The organism is Variovorax sp. 05L425 (assembly GCF_056397705.1).
Window position 1 is genome coordinate 179,477 of the sequence record NZ_JBFTNY010000005.1, and the last position, 17,595, is coordinate 197,071.

The 17,595-nt window shown below is 62.9% G+C and carries 18 protein-coding genes; 10 read left to right on the forward strand and 8 right to left on the reverse strand.

Annotated elements, in window-relative coordinates:
* Positions 1–9: 9 nt before the first annotated feature.
* The gene (locus tag AC1DN9_RS08240; protein ID WP_478099014.1) at positions 10–696 is read right to left on the reverse strand and encodes a YggS family pyridoxal phosphate-dependent enzyme; all 687 of its coding nucleotides are present in this window, start codon (positions 694–696) and stop codon (positions 10–12) included.
* A gap of 38 nt (positions 697–734) precedes the next feature.
* Here AC1DN9_RS08240 and AC1DN9_RS08245 point away from each other — a divergent pair, with 38 nt between their 5' ends.
* From AC1DN9_RS08245 to AC1DN9_RS08255, 3 genes are read left to right on the forward strand one after another with little or no spacing between them, the layout of a single operon-like run.
* The gene (locus AC1DN9_RS08245; RefSeq protein ID WP_478099016.1) at positions 735–1,778 is read left to right on the forward strand and encodes a type IV pilus twitching motility protein PilT; all 1,044 of its coding nucleotides are present in this window, start codon (positions 735–737) and stop codon (positions 1,776–1,778) included.
* Between the two features lie 32 nt (positions 1,779–1,810).
* Positions 1,811–2,947, forward strand: a complete 1,137-nt coding sequence (locus tag AC1DN9_RS08250) for a PilT/PilU family type 4a pilus ATPase (RefSeq protein ID WP_478099018.1) — start codon at positions 1,811–1,813, stop codon at positions 2,945–2,947.
* Positions 2,948–2,978: 31 nt separating this feature from the next.
* On the forward strand, positions 2,979–3,899 hold the full coding sequence (locus AC1DN9_RS08255; RefSeq protein ID WP_478099019.1) for an NAD(P)-dependent oxidoreductase: 921 nt from the start codon (positions 2,979–2,981) through the stop codon (positions 3,897–3,899).
* A gap of 24 nt (positions 3,900–3,923) precedes the next feature.
* Here AC1DN9_RS08255 and AC1DN9_RS08260 read toward each other — a convergent pair whose 3' ends face one another.
* Complete coding sequence (locus AC1DN9_RS08260; RefSeq protein ID WP_478099021.1) at positions 3,924–4,709, reverse strand: BON domain-containing protein; 786 nt, start codon at positions 4,707–4,709, stop codon at positions 3,924–3,926.
* Positions 4,710–5,063: 354 nt separating this feature from the next.
* Here AC1DN9_RS08260 and AC1DN9_RS08265 point away from each other — a divergent pair, with 354 nt between their 5' ends.
* Positions 5,064–6,545: a patatin-like phospholipase family protein gene (locus tag AC1DN9_RS08265; RefSeq protein WP_478099023.1), complete on the forward strand. Its 1,482-nt coding sequence runs from the start codon at positions 5,064–5,066 to the stop codon at positions 6,543–6,545.
* 7 nt (positions 6,546–6,552) lie between these two features.
* Here AC1DN9_RS08265 and AC1DN9_RS08270 read toward each other — a convergent pair whose 3' ends face one another.
* Complete coding sequence (locus tag AC1DN9_RS08270) at positions 6,553–7,188, reverse strand: SIS domain-containing protein (RefSeq protein WP_478099024.1); 636 nt, start codon at positions 7,186–7,188, stop codon at positions 6,553–6,555.
* An 86-nt stretch (positions 7,189–7,274) separates the two neighbouring features.
* Positions 7,275–7,673 (reverse strand): YraN family protein, encoded by a 399-nt coding sequence (locus tag AC1DN9_RS08275; RefSeq protein ID WP_478099026.1) that lies wholly within the window; start codon positions 7,671–7,673, stop codon positions 7,275–7,277.
* On the opposite strand from AC1DN9_RS08275, the gene rsmI reads away from it, so the two are divergent.
* From rsmI to AC1DN9_RS08290, 3 genes are all read left to right on the forward strand, one after another.
* Entirely contained in the window at positions 7,673–8,608 is a 936-nt protein-coding gene (rsmI, locus tag AC1DN9_RS08280) for a 16S rRNA (cytidine(1402)-2'-O)-methyltransferase (RefSeq protein WP_478099028.1), read from the forward strand. The two genes, AC1DN9_RS08275 and rsmI, sit on opposite strands and share 1 nt — an antisense overlap.
* A gap of 132 nt (positions 8,609–8,740) precedes the next feature.
* Positions 8,741–9,067: a type II toxin-antitoxin system Phd/YefM family antitoxin gene (locus AC1DN9_RS08285; RefSeq protein ID WP_478099030.1), complete on the forward strand. Its 327-nt coding sequence runs from the start codon at positions 8,741–8,743 to the stop codon at positions 9,065–9,067.
* Entirely contained in the window at positions 9,060–9,434 is a 375-nt protein-coding gene (locus tag AC1DN9_RS08290) for a type II toxin-antitoxin system RelE/ParE family toxin (RefSeq protein WP_478099031.1), read from the forward strand. The genes AC1DN9_RS08285 and AC1DN9_RS08290 overlap by 8 nt, the downstream gene beginning before the upstream one ends.
* A gap of 53 nt (positions 9,435–9,487) precedes the next feature.
* Here AC1DN9_RS08290 and AC1DN9_RS08295 read toward each other — a convergent pair whose 3' ends face one another.
* Genes AC1DN9_RS08295 through AC1DN9_RS08305 form a run of 3 tightly spaced genes read right to left on the reverse strand, consistent with a single transcriptional unit; the run spans position 9,488 to position 11,882 of the window.
* Positions 9,488–10,216: a glutathione S-transferase gene (locus AC1DN9_RS08295; RefSeq protein WP_478099033.1), complete on the reverse strand. Its 729-nt coding sequence runs from the start codon at positions 10,214–10,216 to the stop codon at positions 9,488–9,490.
* Positions 10,213–11,187 (reverse strand): pseudouridine-5'-phosphate glycosidase, encoded by a 975-nt coding sequence (locus tag AC1DN9_RS08300; protein ID WP_478099167.1) that lies wholly within the window; start codon positions 11,185–11,187, stop codon positions 10,213–10,215. The genes AC1DN9_RS08295 and AC1DN9_RS08300 overlap by 4 nt, the downstream gene beginning before the upstream one ends.
* Positions 11,188–11,204: 17 nt before the next feature.
* Positions 11,205–11,882 carry a Bug family tripartite tricarboxylate transporter substrate binding protein gene (locus AC1DN9_RS08305; RefSeq protein ID WP_478099034.1) on the reverse strand — a complete coding sequence of 226 codons (678 nt, stop codon included), beginning with the start codon at positions 11,880–11,882 and terminating at the stop codon, positions 11,205–11,207.
* A 164-nt stretch (positions 11,883–12,046) separates the two neighbouring features.
* Between AC1DN9_RS08305 and AC1DN9_RS08310 the strand changes: the two genes are divergently transcribed.
* A complete protein-coding gene (locus tag AC1DN9_RS08310; RefSeq protein WP_478099035.1) occupies positions 12,047–12,277 on the forward strand; it encodes a helix-turn-helix domain-containing protein in 231 nt (76 codons plus the stop codon).
* 406 nt (positions 12,278–12,683) lie between these two features.
* On the opposite strand, the gene AC1DN9_RS08315 is transcribed toward AC1DN9_RS08310, so the two are convergent.
* Complete coding sequence (locus AC1DN9_RS08315; RefSeq protein WP_478099037.1) at positions 12,684–12,995, reverse strand: hypothetical protein; 312 nt, start codon at positions 12,993–12,995, stop codon at positions 12,684–12,686.
* A gap of 391 nt (positions 12,996–13,386) precedes the next feature.
* Here AC1DN9_RS08315 and AC1DN9_RS08320 point away from each other — a divergent pair, with 391 nt between their 5' ends.
* Positions 13,387–15,618 carry an MrcB family domain-containing protein gene (locus tag AC1DN9_RS08320; protein ID WP_478099039.1) on the forward strand — a complete coding sequence of 744 codons (2,232 nt, stop codon included), beginning with the start codon at positions 13,387–13,389 and terminating at the stop codon, positions 15,616–15,618.
* Between the two features lie 14 nt (positions 15,619–15,632).
* The gene (locus AC1DN9_RS08325) at positions 15,633–16,889 is read left to right on the forward strand and encodes an McrC family protein (protein WP_478099041.1); all 1,257 of its coding nucleotides are present in this window, start codon (positions 15,633–15,635) and stop codon (positions 16,887–16,889) included.
* The last annotated feature ends 706 nt before the right edge of the window (positions 16,890–17,595 follow it).

The following is a 17,595-nucleotide window of genomic DNA, read 5'->3' on the forward strand; positions in this document are numbered from 1 at the left end:
GGCCGGTGCCTAGCGCTGGCCGAAGATCGCCGTCCCCACCCGCACCAACGTGCTGCCGGCGGCGACCGCAGCCTCGAGGTCGGCGGACATGCCCAGCGACAGGGTGTCGAGCGCGATACCGTCCTTGCGAATCTCGTCGAAGACACGGGCCGCGCGCAGGAACAGATCGCGCTGCGCCTCGAAGTCCGGTGTCGGCTCCGGGATCGCCATCACCCCGCGCAGCCGCAAATGTGGCAACGCCGCCACAGCGCGCGCCAACGGCAGCGCTTCTTCGACCGACACGCCTGACTTGTTGGCGCCCGCATCCACGTTGACCTGCAAACACACTTGCAGCGGCGGCAAATGCGCCGGCCGCTGCTCGGCCAGGCGCTCGGCAATCTTCAGGCGGTCGATGCTGTGCACCCAGTCGAAATTCTCCGCGACGACGCGCGTCTTGTTGCTCTGCAGCGGCCCGATGCAGTGCCACTGAAGCCTGTCGCGCAGGTCGTGCAGATCCGCGATCTTGGCGACGCCTTCCTGGACGTAGTTTTCGCCGAAGGCCGTCTGGCCCAGGGCGTAGGCCTCGCGCACGGCTTCGGCCGGAAAAGTCTTGGATACCGCAAGCAAGTGCACGCTCGCAGGATCGCGTCCCACCGCCGTGCACGCCGTCACGATCCGGGCCCGAACTTGCTGGAGGTTGCCGCTAATCATCGTCATAATCATCAAAGCGTATCAAAACGTCACCGAGGAGCTTCGTGGACATCACCCAACTGCTGGCCTTCAGCGTCAAGAACAAGGCCTCCGACTTGCATCTGTCGTCCGGCCTGCCGCCCATGATCCGGGTGCACGGCGATGTGCGGCGCATCAACGTCGACGCGCTCGACCACAAGGCGGTGCATGCCATGGTGTACGACATCATGAGCGACACGCACCGCAAGCACTACGAAGAGTTCCTCGAAGTCGACTTCTCATTCGAGATCGACGGCCTGGCCCGCTTCCGGGTGAACGCCTTCAACCAGTCGCGCGGTGCCGCGGCCGTGTTCCGGACCATTCCGTCCAAGATCCTGACGCTGGAGCAGCTCAACGCGCCGAAGATCTTCGGCGATCTCGCGCTCAAGCCCCGCGGACTCGTGCTCGTGACCGGCCCGACCGGCTCCGGCAAGTCGACCACGCTGGCGGCGATGATCAACTACCTCAACGAAACCGAGTACGGCCACATCCTCACGGTGGAAGACCCGATCGAATTCGTGCATGAGTCCAAGAAGTGCCTGATCAACCAGCGCGAGGTCGGGCCGATGACGCTCTCCTTCGCGAACGCGCTGCGCTCCGCCCTGCGTGAAGACCCCGACGCAATCCTCGTGGGCGAAATGCGCGACCTCGAAACGATCCGCCTCGCGATGACCGCGGCCGAAACGGGCCACCTGGTATTCGGCACGCTGCACACCTCGTCGGCTGCGAAGACCATCGACCGGATCATCGACGTCTTCCCGGGCGAAGAAAAGGAAATGATCCGAGCGATGCTGTCGGAATCGCTGCAGGCCGTGGTCTCGCAAACGCTGTGCAAGACCAAGGACGGCCAGGGCCGCGTGGCGGCGCACGAGATCATGCTCGGCACGCCCGCAATCCGGAACCTCATCCGCGAGGGCAAGGTGGCGCAGATGTATTCGTCGATCCAGACCGGCAGCGGCCAGGGGATGCAAACGCTCGATCAAAACCTTACTGACCTTGTGCGCCGCAGTGTGATCTCATCTGCTGAGGCGCGCGGAAAAGCCAAGATCCCAGAGAATTTCCCTGGCTGACCAGCCCATAGCCGTCGTACCGGAGTAACTACATGGAACGCGATCAAGCCAGCCAGTTCATCAACGACCTGCTGAAGCTCATGGTGAGCCGAAACGGCAGCGACCTGTTCATCACGGCGGAGTTCCCGCCAGCGATCAAGGTCGACGGCAAGGTCACCAAGGTGTCGCAGCAGGCGCTCGGCGCGCAGCACACATTGGCACTCACGCGCTCCATCATGAACGACCGGCAGACGGCCGAGTTCGAGCGCACCAAGGAATGCAACTTCGCGATCTCGCCGACCGGCATCGGACGCTTCCGCGTCAATGCCTTCGTTCAGCAGGGAAAGGTCGGCATGGTGCTGCGGACCATCCCCGCCAAGCTGCCGACGATCGACGGGCTGGGCATGCCGCAGGTGCTCAAGGATGTCTCGATGAGCAAGCGCGGCCTGTGCATCCTGGTGGGCGCGACAGGCTCGGGCAAGTCGACCACGCTGGCCGCGATGATCGACTGGCGCAATGAAAACTCCTACGGCCATATCGTCACGGTCGAGGATCCGGTCGAGTTCGTGCATCCGCACAAGAACTGCGTCGTGACGCAGCGCGAAGTCGGCATCGACACCGACAGCTGGGAAGCCGCGCTCAAGAACACGCTGCGCCAGGCCCCCGACGTGATCCTGATGGGCGAAATCCGCGACCGTGAAACCATGGAGCACGCGGTGGCCTTCGCCGAGACCGGCCACCTTTGCATGGCCACGCTGCACGCCAACAGCGCCAACCAGGCGCTGGACCGCATCATCAACTTCTTCCCCGAAGAACGCCGCGCGCAGCTGCTCATGGACTTGTCGCTGAACCTGCGTTCGCTGGTCTCTCAGCGCCTGATTCCGACCGAAGACGGCCATGGGCGCATCGCGGCCGTCGAGGTGCTGCTCAATACGCCGCTGATCTCCGACATGATCTTCAAGGGCGAAGTCGGCGAGATCAAGGAAATCATGAAGAAGAGCCGCAACCTCGGCATGCAGACTTTCGACCAGGCGCTGTTCGACCTGTTCGAAGGCAATGCGATCTCCTTCGACGATGCAATCCGCAATGCCGACTCGGCGAACGACCTGCGGCTGCAGATCAAGCTGAACAGCCAGCGTGCGCGTACAACCGACTTGTCGGCCGGCACCGAGCACTTCGCGATCGTTTGAGCACCGCTGGATGGGCGCTAAGCTAGCGCCCATGAGCAGCCTCAACCCCAAAACCTACGACACCATCCCGCCGCAGAAGGTCGCCTTTCTCGGCCTCGGCGTGATGGGCTACCCCATGGCCGGCCACCTTGCGCTAGCAGGCCATGGCGTGACGGTCTACAACCGGACCGACGCCAAATCCATCGCCTGGCAGGAAGAACTCAAGTCCCAAGCCAAGGGCACTCTGGCTCACGCCGCAACGCCACGGGGCGCAGCCTCGAACGCGGACATCGTCTTCTGCTGCGTCGGCAACGACGACGACCTGCGTTCGGTGGTTCTCGGTGAAAACGGCGCGTTCGCCGGCATGGCAAAGGGCGCGGTGTTCGTCGACCACACCACCGCTTCGGCCGATGTCGCACGCGAACTCTCGAAGATCGCCATCGAGCGTGGTCTGCAATTCATCGACGCGCCCGTCTCCGGCGGCCAGGCCGGTGCGCAGAACGGCGTCCTGACCGTGATGTGCGGCGGCGACTCGGCCACCTTCGATCGCGTCAAGCCCGTCATGTCGGCCTTTGCGCGTTCGGTCGCCCTGCTCGGTGAGAGCGGCGCCGGCCAGCTCGCGAAGATGGTGAACCAGATCGCGATCGCCGGCCTGGTGCAAGGCTTGTCCGAGGCGATCGCCTTTGGCCAACGGGCCGGCCTGGACATGAACGAAGTGCTCGCCGTCATCGGCAAGGGCGCCGCGCAGAGCTGGCAGATGGACAACCGCGGCAAGACCATGATCGAAGGCAAGTTCGACTTCGGCTTTGCGGTGGACTGGATGCGCAAGGACCTCGGCCTCGTTCTCGACGAGGCCAAGCGCAACGGTGCACGACTGCCGGTGACCGCGCTGGTCGACCAGTTCTACGCCGACGTGCAACAGGCAGGCGGCCGTCGCTGGGACACCTCGAGCCTGATCACCCGGCTCAAGTAGCGCAGTGCAGTGCCTGGCCTGCCCTTAGCGGATGGGTGACGTCGTCACGCCGCTGGCCGGCGGCTGCGATGACGGCGAAGACGGCGATGCCGGCAGAGGGTCCATCGGCGGCAGCGGGACATTCGAACGCGAAGCAGGTGCGGATGAAGCCGGAGCCGGCGCCGCCCCCGTACCGCCCGGCTGCAGCTGCTGCGACTGCATGTTCGCCAGATCGGATTCACTGATGATTTCCACGATGCGAACCACCTTCTGGACACCCGACACGCCGCGCGTGACGTCGGTGGCGCGATCGGTCTCGCGTCGGGTGGCAATGCCCATCAGGTAGACCGTGCCGCGCTCGGTCACGACCTTGAACGAGTTGCCGAAGATGTCCTTCTGATCGAGCAGCGAGGCCTTGATCTTGCCCGTGATGAAGGTGTCGTTCGACCGCTCCTGGAAGGTGCTCGACGGACCGACCGTCAATTCATTGACGACCGAACGCACGTTTTCAACGCGCCGAACCACATCCTCGACCTTGCGTCGATCGGCGTCCGTGCCGACCGAGCCCGTGAGCAGCACTTGGCGATTGAAGCTCGTGATGGTGACATTCATGTCGTCGTTGGCGATGTCGCGTATGCGCGCGGCCCCGCGCAACTCGATCGACTGATCGTCCACCTGCGCGCCCGAGCTGCGGCGATCGGTGGCCACCATCCCCGCACCGACCGCGGCAGCACCTCCGACGGCCAGCGGCACGCATGCGGGCAGACCGGCCACCAAGACGGCGCTTGCGGCCAGTGCGATCGCGATGCGTTGTGGGGATGTCTTCGTCATGAGTAGGACCTTCCGATGCTGGGTATTGAGATTGTGAGATTGACGGCGCACAAGACAACTTTTGGCATCCATATGGAGACCCGTTTGTCGCCTTGCCTGATGAGTTGACCGGTGCCGAAAAGTTCTGGTCCGGGCCAATGCCGGACAGGCTTTCGCCCGCTCCTTGTGTCTGATCGCGGCGAGTTTAGCCCAGCGGATTTGCAGGCCCGTTACCGCGTGTCATCGTCCGGCATTTACAGCTGCGGGTCAGCCCGCGTCCCTACAATCCCCGCTCGACTGAAGGCTCGGTGGCGCAAATGTTGCGAGTGGCCGGGACGTGTCCGCTCGCAGTGTCCGAGCGAGAAAGGAAGCTCCTTGAATCCATTCTCCGGGTCGCAGACATGGCTTGCCCGCAGGCTCTGCGGAGGGCTGGCAACGTTGGTTCTGGCTGGGTGCAACTCGCTCGCACCCGTCAATCCGCCGATCGATCAGGTCGACGTGAACGGCGGCTATCGAATGAGCAAGATGATCAAGCGAACGCACGGCTTCAAAACCGATGCCGACACCTTGTTCCTGTTGACCTTCTCAGGAGGCGGCACGCGCGCCGCGGCCTTCTCGTACGGCGTGCTCGAAGAGCTCAAGCGCACGAATGTCGTCGTCAAGGGCAAGACCGTCAATCTTCTTTCGGAGGTCGATGCCATCGCCGGCGTTTCAGGTGGCAGCTTCACTGCGCTTGCCTACGCGTTGTATGGCGATCAGCTCTTCACCGAATACGAGCCTCGATTCCTCAAGCGCGACGTCCAGGGCACGCTGACGCGGCGCGCATTGAACCCCGTCAACTGGTTCGCTCTCGGCAGCGGACTCTACGGTCGCTCGGAAATGGCGGCCGACTACTACGACGAAATCCTCTTCAACGGAGCGACCTTCGCGGACCTGATCGACAAGCCGACGCCGGCGACGGCCGTGACCGGTACCGACCTCTCGACCGGGGCGCGCTTCGGCTTCTCGCAGGAGCAGTTCGACCTGCTGTGCTCCGACCTCGGCAAGGTTCGCCTGGCCCGCGCGGCGGCAACGTCTTCCGCGGTGCCGGCGGTCTTGTCGCCCGTCACGTATCACAACTACGGCGGCCGTTGCAATGCGGTGATGCCGGCGTGGGTGAAGGATGTGACCAATCCGGCCGGACCCAGCCGACCGGCCGGTCGAGCATTGCTGCGCTATCGCGACATCCAGAACTACCAGGACAGCAAGAACCGCCCCTACATCCATGTGGTCGACGGCGGGGTCTCCGACAACCTGGGCTTGCGCGGGCTCCTCGAAGCGCTCGAAGAGGTCGAGGCGAGCCCGACCTTCCAGCGCGAAATCGGATTCGAGAACATTCGCCGCATCGTCGTGGTGGTCGTCAATTCGCGTTCCGCCCCGGACACCGATTGGGATCGAAGGGAGCGACCACCGGGCGTCATTTCGCAGCTCTTTCAATCGTCGAGCGTGCCGATCGATCACTTCTCTTACGAGTCGGTCGAACTGCTGAAGGACATCGCGCAGCGCTGGGCCGACAAGCGGGAACTGGAGATCGCCGAGCGCCGCCTGGCCGGCATGTCGAAGGCCCAAGCCGAAGCGGCCGTGCCCAAGCTGAGCTTCGACGCCATCGACGTGAGTTTCGATTCCATCGAGAACCCCGACGAGCGGCGCTACTTCATGAACCTGCCCACCAGTTTCGTCCTGCCCCCCGAAGCCGTCGATCGCTTGCGCGAACTCGGCGGGCGCCTGCTGCGCGAATCGCCGACCTATCAGGACGTGCTGAAAAGAGTCGACGAAAGCAATGCGGCTTCGAAGCGAAACGCCGCCGCGCAGCAGTAGGACGAAATCAGGAGGACAGCAGGGAAGAATCGCTGTCCTGATCGCCGAGCAGTTGGGCGTCCACGCCGTCGCACAGGCAATGCAGCACCAGCAGATGGATTTCGTGGATGCGCGCGGCGCGCTCATGCGGCACGCAGATCTGCACGTCGGTTTCGCGCAGCGCCCGGCCCACGGCGCCGCCGGGGCCGCCGCCCGTGTTCGCCGCATTGCCCAGAAGCGCGACGACTGTCATGTCCCGCGCATGGGCAGCTTCGACCGCTGCCAGCACCGAGGCAGATTGGCCGCTCGCGCTCAATACCAGGAGCACGTCGCCGGCTTGGCCCAGCGCGCGGACCTGCCGCGCATAGCGGTCGGAGTCCGGCGCATCGAGCGTGTCGGCGGCGGGGTCGGTGGCGTCGCCGGAAAATGCAATCGCGGCCAACTCGGGACGATCGCGCTCGAACCGGCCGACGAACTGCGCCGCGAACTGCGCCGCGAGAAAGCCCGAGACCCCCGCGCCGCACGCCAGGATCTTGCCGCCGCTGGTCACGCACGCAAGCAGCGCCTGCATGGCCTGGGAAACCGATTTCCCGAGGAGAGGACCCGCCTGATACTTCAGGTCGGCACTGTCGATGAAATGCTGCTGAATCCGTTGCTCGAACATGGGGCGGGATGATAACTGTGCATGCGTGTGCGACTGATGAAACAAAAGGTGTATGCGGAGAGTGCGGTGAGGTGCCCGATCGGCCCTCAACCGGCATCGAAGGCACCCTGTATCCATTCAATTTCCTGCTCGAGCAGGACAACGTCGAAACGGCACGGCGGCAGCGCTCGAAGCCGGCTGATGTAGTGCCGCGCGGCAAAGACGATGCGTCGCTGCTTCACGCCCGTAATGCTCCCGCCGGCACCGCCATGCGTGGCCGCGGTGCGCCGGCGGACTTCGACGAAGACCAGCGTGCCGTCGCGCGGATCTCGCATGATCAGGTCGATCTCACCGCCGCCGCGCCCCGGCGTTCGATAATTGCGCGCAACCAGGCGCAGGCCTGCCGCCTCTAGATGTTCGAGCGCGGCGTCTTCGGCCGCATCGCCGCGCTGCTTGGTCGTCACACGCGACGACGTCCCTGTTGTCTTGTTCTGGAGAAAACCCATTGAACTCATTCGCTCCCGCTTCGTTCGGCGCCGCCCTGCAAGCCGCAAGCGATGCCGCGGGCGCGCAGCATTATCCGCAGGCGACGCTCTACGTCGTCGCCACGCCGATCGGCAACCTGGCCGACATCACGCTGCGCGCGCTGCACGTGCTGCAGATCGTCGATGCGGTGGCGTGCGAGGACACCCGGCACACGCAGAGCCTGCTGCGTGCCTACGGCATCGACCGGCCGTCCTCGGGCTTGCTGGCCGTGCATCAGCACAACGAAGCCGAGGCGGCGCAGTCCGTGATTGCACGGCTCGCGAACGGGGAACGCATTGCGTATGTCAGCGATGCCGGCACGCCCGGCGTGAGCGACCCCGGTGCGCGTCTGGTGGCCGCCGTGCGTGAGGCCGGCCATCGCGTGCTGCCGCTGCCGGGTGCGAGCAGCGTGACGACCTTGGTCGGCGCGGCGGGTTTGGTGGCGGATGGTGATCAGGCCAGCGCATTCGTTTTCGCCGGCTTCCTCCCCAGCAAGGCCGGCGAGCGCGATGCCGCGGTGCTTGAACTTGCCAGCGAGTCGCGCAGCGTTGTGCTGCTTGAAGCGCCTCACCGCATCGAGGCGTTGTCGCGTGCGCTGGCGAGCCTCGGTGAACGACGCGTGACCGTCGGGCGCGAGTTGACGAAGCAGTTCGAGGAGATCGCGACCGTCGCCGCTGCCGCCCTACCCGGCTGGTTCGCGGAGAGCCGCGATCGCACGCGCGGCGAATTCGCGTTGGTGTTGCATCCGAAACCCGCTGCGGCCGACGATGGCGCGGAGGGCGAGCGCGTGCTGCGGTTGCTGCTTGCGGAACTACCACTCAAGAGCGCCGTGCGTCTTGCCGCCGAGATCAGCGGCGCACCGCGCAATGCGCTCTACGAAGCTGGCCTTCGGCTGCGCGACGTGCAAGACGACTAGGAACCGTCCGCGCGTCGGCGTCAGCCATCGAGTTCGGGGTATGCGCGGAAGATGCCGATCGTGCGGCCGCAGCGAGTTCTCTCGCAGGCATAAAATGCACAGAATTCTGTAACCCCCTCAAAGGAGCCGGCCATGGGCTTTTCAGCTAGAGATGTTGTGCCATTCACGGCGGCCCGTGCCAACCTTTCTGAGCTGGCGGACCAGGTCAGGGCCGGCGCCGAGAAGATCATCACCAAGAATGGCGAGAGCTATGTTGCGTTGATCGACGTCGACCGCCTGGACTACTACCACCGCCTGGAGCTGGAACACATCCACCTGCTGCTGATCGACGACGCCAAGCGCGGGCTCGACGACATCACGGGTGGCCGCACGCATGACGCGGACTCGGCTCTGGCTTCGCTCCAGAAACGAAGGGCTGCCGCAGCCTCGACGGCCAGGGCAGTCAAAAAGCGTGGCTGAGCGCCTTCACCGGGTCGAGCTGACAGACAGCTTCATTGCGCGCCTCGAATCCATTGAACTGTTCTTGACAGAGGCCAATGCGCCATTTGCCTACGACAACCTGCTCGCAGGTCTGCGCAAGACAGTAGTACCCAACCTTGCGCGCTTTCCGTTGATAGGACGTCGCTACGTTGAGCAACCGCCCCAATCCGTTGAAGCGCTGGAACAACTGGCCAAGCTGCCTGCAGGGGCGCTTGATCGCTTGCGGATATACCTGCACGGCGACTACCTGATGCTGTATGCGGTGTTTGAAGAAGTGGTCTATCTGTTGTCGATTCGTCATCACCGGCAACTGTCTTTCGACTTTGCAGGCCTGTGGCCAACGTAGCAAGTACCAGAAGCACGGGTGAAAAACCTGACGGTGACCGCCCGCGGTCGGCGTCAGCCATCGAGTTCGGGGTACGCGCGGAAAATGCCGTCCTCGTTGAAGGCGATGCGCCGCGGGCTCTGCAGATAGTCGTGCACTCGCTGCCGGCGGCTCACGTTCGTCGCGAGCTTGGCAACGGCGGGCGTTCGTGCGAGCGCCCGCGCAGTGGCCTTGGGGAACGCATAGCGCAGACCCGACACGAGTTGGAACAGCGAGAGATCGGCGTAGGTCAGCGAGTCGCCGACCAGATGCAGATCGCCTGAGCGATTGCGCTGCAGGATCTTCTCGAACCAACCGAGGAACTTCGGGATGCGTTCTTCACGGAAGGCCTCCGCCCGCGCGAGTGCTGCGTCGCGCTGATCTTCGTAGTAGAGATCGGTCGATAGCGGGTGATGCGTGTCGTGCGCTTCCATCACCGCATCGGCGATGGTGAGTTGCAGTTGATGAGTCCAGAGCGCGTCGGCATCGCCGGCACCGGCCAAACCCAGCTTCGGGCCAAGGTAGAGCAGGATGGCGGCCGTTTGCCCGACGATGATGTCGCCGTCGATCAGAAACGGCGGCGCGAAAGATGGGCGCGGATTGCCGGGGTCATCGAGCTTGCGCATCAGCGCGGCTTCGCCACCGCCTTTGGACGGCGGCTCGCGGGCTACGTCGACATACGGAGCGCCAGCCGCCTCCAGCGCCAGACGGACGAATTCGCCGCGACCCTGGATCGAGGGCCAATAGTGCAGTTGATAAGTCACGGAACCTCCGCGCAAGAAACCGTCAGGCGGGCATCCTGGCGGCCCGACAGCGACGCCAATGTCAGCGCCAGCCTCGCGCCCACCTCGGCGTTGTGCTTCACGAGCGCGATGTTGGTGGCCAGGCTGCGTCCGCCCGTCAGCGCCTTGATGCGCGCCAGCAGGAAAGGCGTCACGGCCTTGCCCGTGATGCCCTGCGCCTTCGCCTCGTCGAGCGCCTGTTCGGTCAACGCGTCGATCTCCTCGCGCGGCATCGCCGCGGCTTCCGGCACCGGCGTGCTCAGCACGACGCCGCCTGCCAGGCCGAGGTCCCACTTGGTGCGGATGAACCGGGCTTGTGCTTCCGCGTCGTCGAGCCTGTAGTCGGCGCGGAAGCCACTGTCGCGCGTGTAGAAGGCCGCGAAGTTGTCCTGCTCGCAGCTGAGCACCGGCACGCCATGGGTCTCCAGGTATTCGAGCGTGAGGCCGATGTCGAGGATGGACTTCGCGCCCGCGCACACCACGGCCACCGAGGTCCGCGCCAGTTCCTGCAGGTCGGCGGAGATGTCGAAGCTCTCCGACGCGCCGCGATGCACGCCGCCGATGCCGCCGGTGACGAAGACTTCGATGCCGGCCAGCGCCGCGCAGATCATCGTGCCGGCCACCGTGGTCGCGCCGAGTCCGCCGGCGGCGAGCACGGCTGGGAGGTCGCGGCGGCTGACTTTCTGGGCCTCTTTCGAGCGGCCGAGCAGCTCCAGCTCGTCGTCGGACAGGCCGATGCGGATGCGTCCGCCGATCACGGCGATCGTCGCGGCCTCGGCGCCCAGGGCGCGGATCAGGGCTTCCACTTCGCGTGCCGTGCGGACGTTTTCCGGGTACGGCATGCCGTGGGCGATGATGGTTGATTCCAGCGCGACGATGGGTCGGCCGGCGGCTTGCGCTGCGGCGACGGGGGCGCTGAAGGTTAGCCAGGAGCGGGCGAGGTCGGTAGTCAGCATGCCCGCCATCATGATCAAAGTCGGCGGCGAGAGCTACTGGAAGTCGCAGCTTGGCTCTCATCTTCCTGGTCGAGGAAGGCACGGACGGCGGGCCCCGTGAGGAGCACGAGGTCGACGCCCTGCTTTGACAATTGCGCCCGCACGTCGGCTGTGTGGATCGCGCGCTTGATGGCGTCGGCCAGCTTGTCGACGATCGCGCCGGACGTGCCCGGTGGTGCGTAGATGCCGCCGACCTTGCCGCCGCTGTTCTTCAGCCACTCGATGTGATCCTGGAGGTCTGTGGCGGGAATGGACGAATTCACTGCCACCCCGCATGGCAATAGGCTGATCAGTGCCACGGGCACGAAGTCCTCGCACGGGTCGTGCTCGAGCTTGTTGTAGAGGTGTGGCGCGATCGACATCGTCATGGTGCTGCTCATCAGCAGCGTGTGGCCGTCCGGCGCCGCACGTGCAACTGCCGCGAGACCTAGCGTGCCACTCACGCCGGGTCTGCTGTCGGTCGCGACCGGCTGACCCAATTCGACGCCGAGCCTACCGGCGACCACCCGCGCGATGCTTTCGAAAGGGCCGTTACGCAAGTTGCCGACAACCATGCGGATCGCCCGGGTGGGGTAAGCCGATTCGGCGGACTCGGCGGTCTGCCGCTTGGAGGATGTGATGTCGAGAGTGAGGTGCTTGAGCAAATGGTGCATGGTGTCTCCCTGAAAGCGCGTTGGTAGAACTGCCGCGAAGAGCCACATGTCGCTACGCAAAGATGCGCGAGTTGACGAGACCCGCGTCACATCCGAGGCCCTTCGCTTTGTGGTCATAATATCCCGAAACGGGATATTCGAAAACGGGATGTACGTTCGTCCGCGTGCCACGTGGACTGCAACCCAATCCCTATTCGAAGCTTCGGCAACTGCTCGCGCAGGCGCGCAGTGACGCAGCTTTGACGCAGTCGCAGGTGGCAGATCGCTTGAAGCGACCACAGTCCTTCGTGTCGAAGTATGAGAACGGAGAGCGGCAACTCGACGTGATCGAGTTCATCGATGTGTGCAAAGCGCTCGGCGTTTCGCCAGCTGCACTAGTCAACCAGCTTGCATAGGCCGTGCCGTCGCACAGACTTTCTTGCGCGCGGCCGATCAGCGGCTATGAACAAGTGCAGCTGAAAGATCAGCGAAAGCGTGCGAGATCGGCAGTTTGCTCTGAGGGAGGTATGCCTGTGGGGCTCGTCACGTACGAGGTTGGACAGGTTGCCTAGTTGCGACCGTTGCCTGATGTCCATTCCGCTCCGCCGATAGCCCAAGTTGAAGTGACTGATACGTCGCTGCCGCGGTGGAATGCAAAGTGGAACTTGCGAGCTGTGATGCCGATGCGCCCCCCTGTAGGTACTCCCGCGCTTCTTCCCCTCGGGGTAGTTTGCCCCCCTCGCAAGCGCCAGTCGCAGTTCGCGGCGATTGGTTAAGAGAGGGGTGATGAGTGAAATCACATCGTTTCACATCGCTTTGAGCTCAGCACCCGTCGCTAGTCACTTTGAACCTCTCCCTGTCACTGGCCTTAGGAACTCCATGTTTCGCGTCTTCGCCATCGCAATTGCACTTCTTCGGAAACCGATCCGCTTCGCCGCGATGGTGAAAGCTCTGCGGCACGCGATTCAGCCCGACCGCTTCCACCCCGAGCGAATCTAGCAGCATCGCTGAATGCGGACGTTCGGGGTGCACCTCAACGACTGCCCCATGACCCATCAGACCCGAAACGACCCGGCGCGGACGCACGATCCGCGCGGCCAGCGGCGCGCCAAGATTGCGGGCATCGAGCACCACGAAACTCCTCGGAGCGCTTGCGCGTGGAATGCTTGTTTCGGCAGCTCTTGCCTGGTCCTATCTCAAGTGAGTGCGGAGTTCCTTGACCATGTCGATGCGGCTCCCGCAGTCCGCGCGCGGATGAAGCTGCGCTAGTGCGGCTTGCAGCTCGGCCATGCTGCGCGAGCCGGATCGTTCGGCGCGATGCCCTGGCGGATCTAAGGGCCTTGCGGGGACGCCGCCGAGTCGGTGGCCACGAGCGCATGGGGTTGAGGGTGTCAGGCAACCAAGCCGCGCAGACGGCTTCAAAGCCCGTGCAGGCACATTGCCGTCGCACCGTCCGCTTGCGATGCTTCCAATTTGCCCAACTCCTCAAGTACATTTGCAAAAAAGTGTGTCCGGAGAGAACGAGATGCCGATTCCACCAGTCGATGCGCAAGCCATCACACAAGCGATGCAAACCTTTGACGCGGAGCTCAGGCACACCGACGAGTACAAGGACTGGCAAAGCAATGAAGCACAGCTGTGGGCGGTCGAATCCAACGATCAGCTGTACCCGCCTAAGAAGATCGTCTCTCTTGCCACTGGGACGTCTGTCAACAGCTTTTCGGGCGGTCAAGAGACCAACAAGTACCTCAGTGACCGTGGCTTCGCGATCAAGCGCATCCGTGACGCAGGATTGCGAGCTGTGTTCGCGGACATCATGGCCCGCTACCCGACTCTGCACAGCACGCAAGAATTCAAGGGCAACGCCGAGGCCCGAGAGCTCTTCAAGCGCGCCCGCGAGATTCTCCAAGGATGGGTCAACACCACTGCCAACCCCAACCTGCAAGTCATCGCTTCTTATGGCAAGGGCAACTGGGCCACTATCCCTTGGATCTCAATCCTTGACACGCGCGAAACGAAGTCGACACAACGAGGGACCTACGTTGTCTATCTTTTCCAAGACGGCGGGCAAGGCGTCTACCTCAAACTTGCGCAAGGCGTCACCGAAGTCGAAGACGAATTTGGAGAGAGATCCGCCTTCGAGGTGCTTTCTCAGCGCGCGAATCAGCTGCGTCCTGGCCTGTCCGATCTCGCCGACCAAGGCTGGGACCTGACTGGGAAGTCAGATCTCGGATCCAACGCTCGCCTGGCTCGCCTCTACGAGGCGTCCAGCATCGCCTCCAAATACTACGCCGCGGATGCAGTCCCCTCAGACGGCGAGCTTCAGAACGACCTGCTCGTCCTTCTCGCCAAGTACGAGCCCATCGTGACGGACCGGGTCCGTCAGCAAGGTGTTGCCAAGGACGACCGCCCCCTTTCGCTAATTGGGACATGGAGAGAGGTCGATCAGGACCTTGCCAAGGTGCGAGAAGCGATCGACAGAAATGGAAGCTGGGCCAGTTGGTGGAGCTTTCCGATCAAAGAGGGTGCGCTCGATCGACTGCGTCCTCCATTCAACCTGTATGCCTATGCAGGCAATCGACGTCTCGCGGCACGGATGACTGTCGTCGAGCTAAGTACCAGCAACGGAAACACCGGCATCGAATCGCCCTGGCCGGAAGCTACAGATCCAGACTTGCATGGCAAGAAGCGAGCCGGAGACAGGCAAAGCTTGATCTTCAAGACTTGGGTTCGCATCGGTGCCATCGAAAGGCTCACACCTCCCCGCCCTGTGGACGATCTCGAGCCAGCAGTTGGGCTCTCGACGCCAGACAGTGTTCTCAATCAAAACTCCTTTGGCTACGTCATCGAGGACGAACCTCCGATCTCGCGCCCTCCAGTCGTGCCCGATCTGGTGCTTCCGCGTCGCCAGGATCTCTCGGTGCTCGCGGAGCGTACGGGGCTACGACTCGAACTGCTTCAAGAAATGCAGGACGCCCTGCTCGGGAACTCGCCCCAAATATTGCTCGCGGGCCCGCCGGGCACCAGCAAGACATGGCTTGCTCGCGAACTCGCGCTCCACCTAGCGGCTCATCAACCTGAGTTCGTGCGCTTCGTACAGTTCCACCCGAGCTACAGCTATGAATCTTTCATGGAGGGTCTTCGCCCTATCCCAAGCAACGGAAGCATTCAATTCCAGCTCACGCCCGGGCTGGTCTTGGCAACCGTCGCGGACATGCGCGAAAAGAACCTCGCAGACCGAAAGGATGTCGACTATGTCATCGTCCTGGACGAGATCAATCGTGCCAACCTGCCCCGAGTACTGGGGGAGCTCATGTTTGCCTTCGAGTACCGTGATCAAACAGTTCAACTGCAGTACTCAAGTGAGCTCGCGCTTCCCGGCAATCTACGCTTCATCGGGACAATGAACACTGCAGACCGCAGCATTCGGTCCATTGACATTGCCCTGCGGCGCCGCTTCGAAGTCTTCGAACTTGGACCAGACCCCGAGGTACTGGAACGCTACCACCGCAAGGTCAACGCCGACTTCGATGCGCGCAGTCTTGTTCGCGGCTTCGTCGCGTTGAACCAAGCGCTCACCGAACACCTGGACCGCCACCATACCGTCGGCCACGCGTTCTTCATGCGGCCGAACTGGAGCGCGGACATGCTCCAAAGCACGTGGCGGCGACGAATCTACCCGCTCATTGAAGAGTACTTCTTTGATCAACCAGATCTTCTAGGGCAATTCGCGCTCGATCGCTTCTGGGCCGACTAACCGCAGCGGATGCCATGCGAGCCCTGAAGATCATTGAGTCACGCCCAACCGAGCTCGTCCTGAGCGAACAGGATGCGGCCTCACTTCGCAGCTTGGGGCAGCAGTTCGCATCGGCCTCAACTTGGTGGGGCGCCGCCGAAGAGAGCGACGAAGCGTCCCCCCGCTCCGTGATCCAAGTCAATCCTGCAGGCGGTGAAAACTACCTGGTAATAGTCATGAACATGGTTGGCGTCATCCGCCTTCCTGAGGTTCAACTTGAAGTCACCCCAAAGATCCCCGAATCACACTTCCTCCATTTGGCCGAGCGTGCCACGCTTTCTCCACGAATCGCGACCTCAGAGGTCGGCGTCCAAGCCGATACCAGCTTCGTCGAGGTTCTCGCACTGTGGTTTCTACAGGCTATCGAAGGGTTGCTCAGGCGAGGGTTGCGTCCAGACTACTTTGCATTCGAAGATGAATTGTCAGCCGTTCGAGGACACCTCAAGGCTGTGGAGACGACGCTGGCCATCATGCAGGGTCGCCCTGTCGCGCATTGCACGTTCGAAGAGCTTTCGGAGGATGCGCCGCTCAACAGAGTCCTCAAAGCAGCGTGCCAACGGCTTGCGACCAACCAAGCGTTGCGACACAGCACTCGCACCCGCGCCCGACGGGCCTCATTTAGGATCCAATGCACAGCGATGCGCCCCGCAGATCTCCTCGTACGCGTTGATCGCACGTCCGGCAACTACAAGCGTGCAGTCTCGCTGGCCCACCTCATCCACCGTAGCCTTGGCGTCTCACTGCGCCTAGGCGTTCGGTCAGGAACAGCGTTTCTCATTCGGACGCCTGAACTGATTGAGGAAGGCCTTCGCAACGTCGTGTCGCACGCCTTGCCTGGGGTTTCGGTCGAGAAGCGTTCGGAACCGATCTCGACAGCTGGGTTGACGATGAATCCCGATCTGGTCTTCAACGGAAGCTTCGCAATAGGCGACATCAAGTATCGAACTCTGGGACCCGACTGGCGACGCAGCGACCTCTACCAAGTGGTGGCCTTTGCAGCTGCGTTCAGAACGAAGCATTCGGTCGTGCTCGGTTTTTCACAGCAAGTTGCGAGCAAAGTCCCCCAGCGTGTCCAAGTGGGTGACGTCCATGTTCAGCCTATTGGTTGGTGCGCAGACGCGAGCATTTCACCCGCGGAGTCCGAACTGATGCTCCACACAGAACTCCAGCGCTGGTGGTCCACCATCCCCTGTCGTATCCCACACGACCTGCGCGTCGGCTTGCTGGCGTGATTTCAGACCGCCTAGCTTCCGCTCAGGGCACGAAGGCGACGAGGCGGAGCGCTTTGCCACCTGGCGCGCTGTCCGTCGCTCGGAATTCGCATCGAGACATCAAGACTGATTCCTGGCGGGCATTTCCTACGCAACAGTCTGCTTTCGCCGAGAACTGACACCCGGCGGGTGGCACGCGACCGACAACCGAGCACTTCTCTTCGGTCGATCGCTTCCGACCCCAAGCAATCTCGCCTCGGACAAGATAGCCCGATCTATGTAGTTAAGTAGCTGGTTGGAAAGCCCGGCGCCCGGCCGCCACTCCTCCGTCCTTCGGCGTAAGTCCGATATCACCCAAGGGATTTCCACTTGTTCACATCCAGTGCGCCAAGTCTATTAAGGCATGCGGCGAACTCCCACAGGTGTTCTGGTGGGCGGCGAAAACTCGAAGATGAGTGTGCTGGAAAAGCTCGCCAGACTGGCCCTCGAATACTAAGACTAGATGCCCCCACATTTGGGCGAACTGCCCCCAAAATGCCCCCGCATGCCCCCGGATTGACGCACACTTCCGCGTACGCACTCGCACGACCGCCAAGGCATTTTCAGAGGTAAAACGAAAAAGGCTAGAAGCTTGTGGAAGCTTCCAGCCTTTGAATTGGTTCGCCGCCAGGAATCAAAAAGTCTTCCGCAACCCGCATGAATGCTGGCATTGGCAACTGCAAACATT

What these genes read in the sequence shown, in the direction of transcription:
- AC1DN9_RS08240 (WP_478099014.1), bottom strand. Translation starts at nt 696, where the DNA reads ATGACGATGATTAGCGGCAACCTCCAGCAAGTTCGGGCCCGGATCGTG.
- AC1DN9_RS08250 (WP_478099018.1), top strand. Translation starts at nt 1,811, where the DNA reads ATGGAACGCGATCAAGCCAGCCAGTTCATCAACGACCTGCTGAAGCTC.
- AC1DN9_RS08255 (WP_478099019.1), top strand. Translation starts at nt 2,979, where the DNA reads ATGAGCAGCCTCAACCCCAAAACCTACGACACCATCCCGCCGCAGAAG.
- AC1DN9_RS08260 (WP_478099021.1), bottom strand. Translation starts at nt 4,709, where the DNA reads ATGACGAAGACATCCCCACAACGCATCGCGATCGCACTGGCCGCAAGC.
- AC1DN9_RS08270 (WP_478099024.1), bottom strand. Translation starts at nt 7,188, where the DNA reads ATGTTCGAGCAACGGATTCAGCAGCATTTCATCGACAGTGCCGACCTG.
- AC1DN9_RS08275 (WP_478099026.1), bottom strand. Translation starts at nt 7,673, where the DNA reads ATGGGTTTTCTCCAGAACAAGACAACAGGGACGTCGTCGCGTGTGACG.
- AC1DN9_RS08285 (WP_478099030.1), top strand. Translation starts at nt 8,741, where the DNA reads ATGGGCTTTTCAGCTAGAGATGTTGTGCCATTCACGGCGGCCCGTGCC.
- AC1DN9_RS08305 (WP_478099034.1), bottom strand. Translation starts at nt 11,882, where the DNA reads ATGCACCATTTGCTCAAGCACCTCACTCTCGACATCACATCCTCCAAG.
- AC1DN9_RS08320 (WP_478099039.1), top strand. Translation starts at nt 13,387, where the DNA reads ATGCCGATTCCACCAGTCGATGCGCAAGCCATCACACAAGCGATGCAA.
- AC1DN9_RS08325 (WP_478099041.1), top strand. Translation starts at nt 15,633, where the DNA reads ATGCGAGCCCTGAAGATCATTGAGTCACGCCCAACCGAGCTCGTCCTG.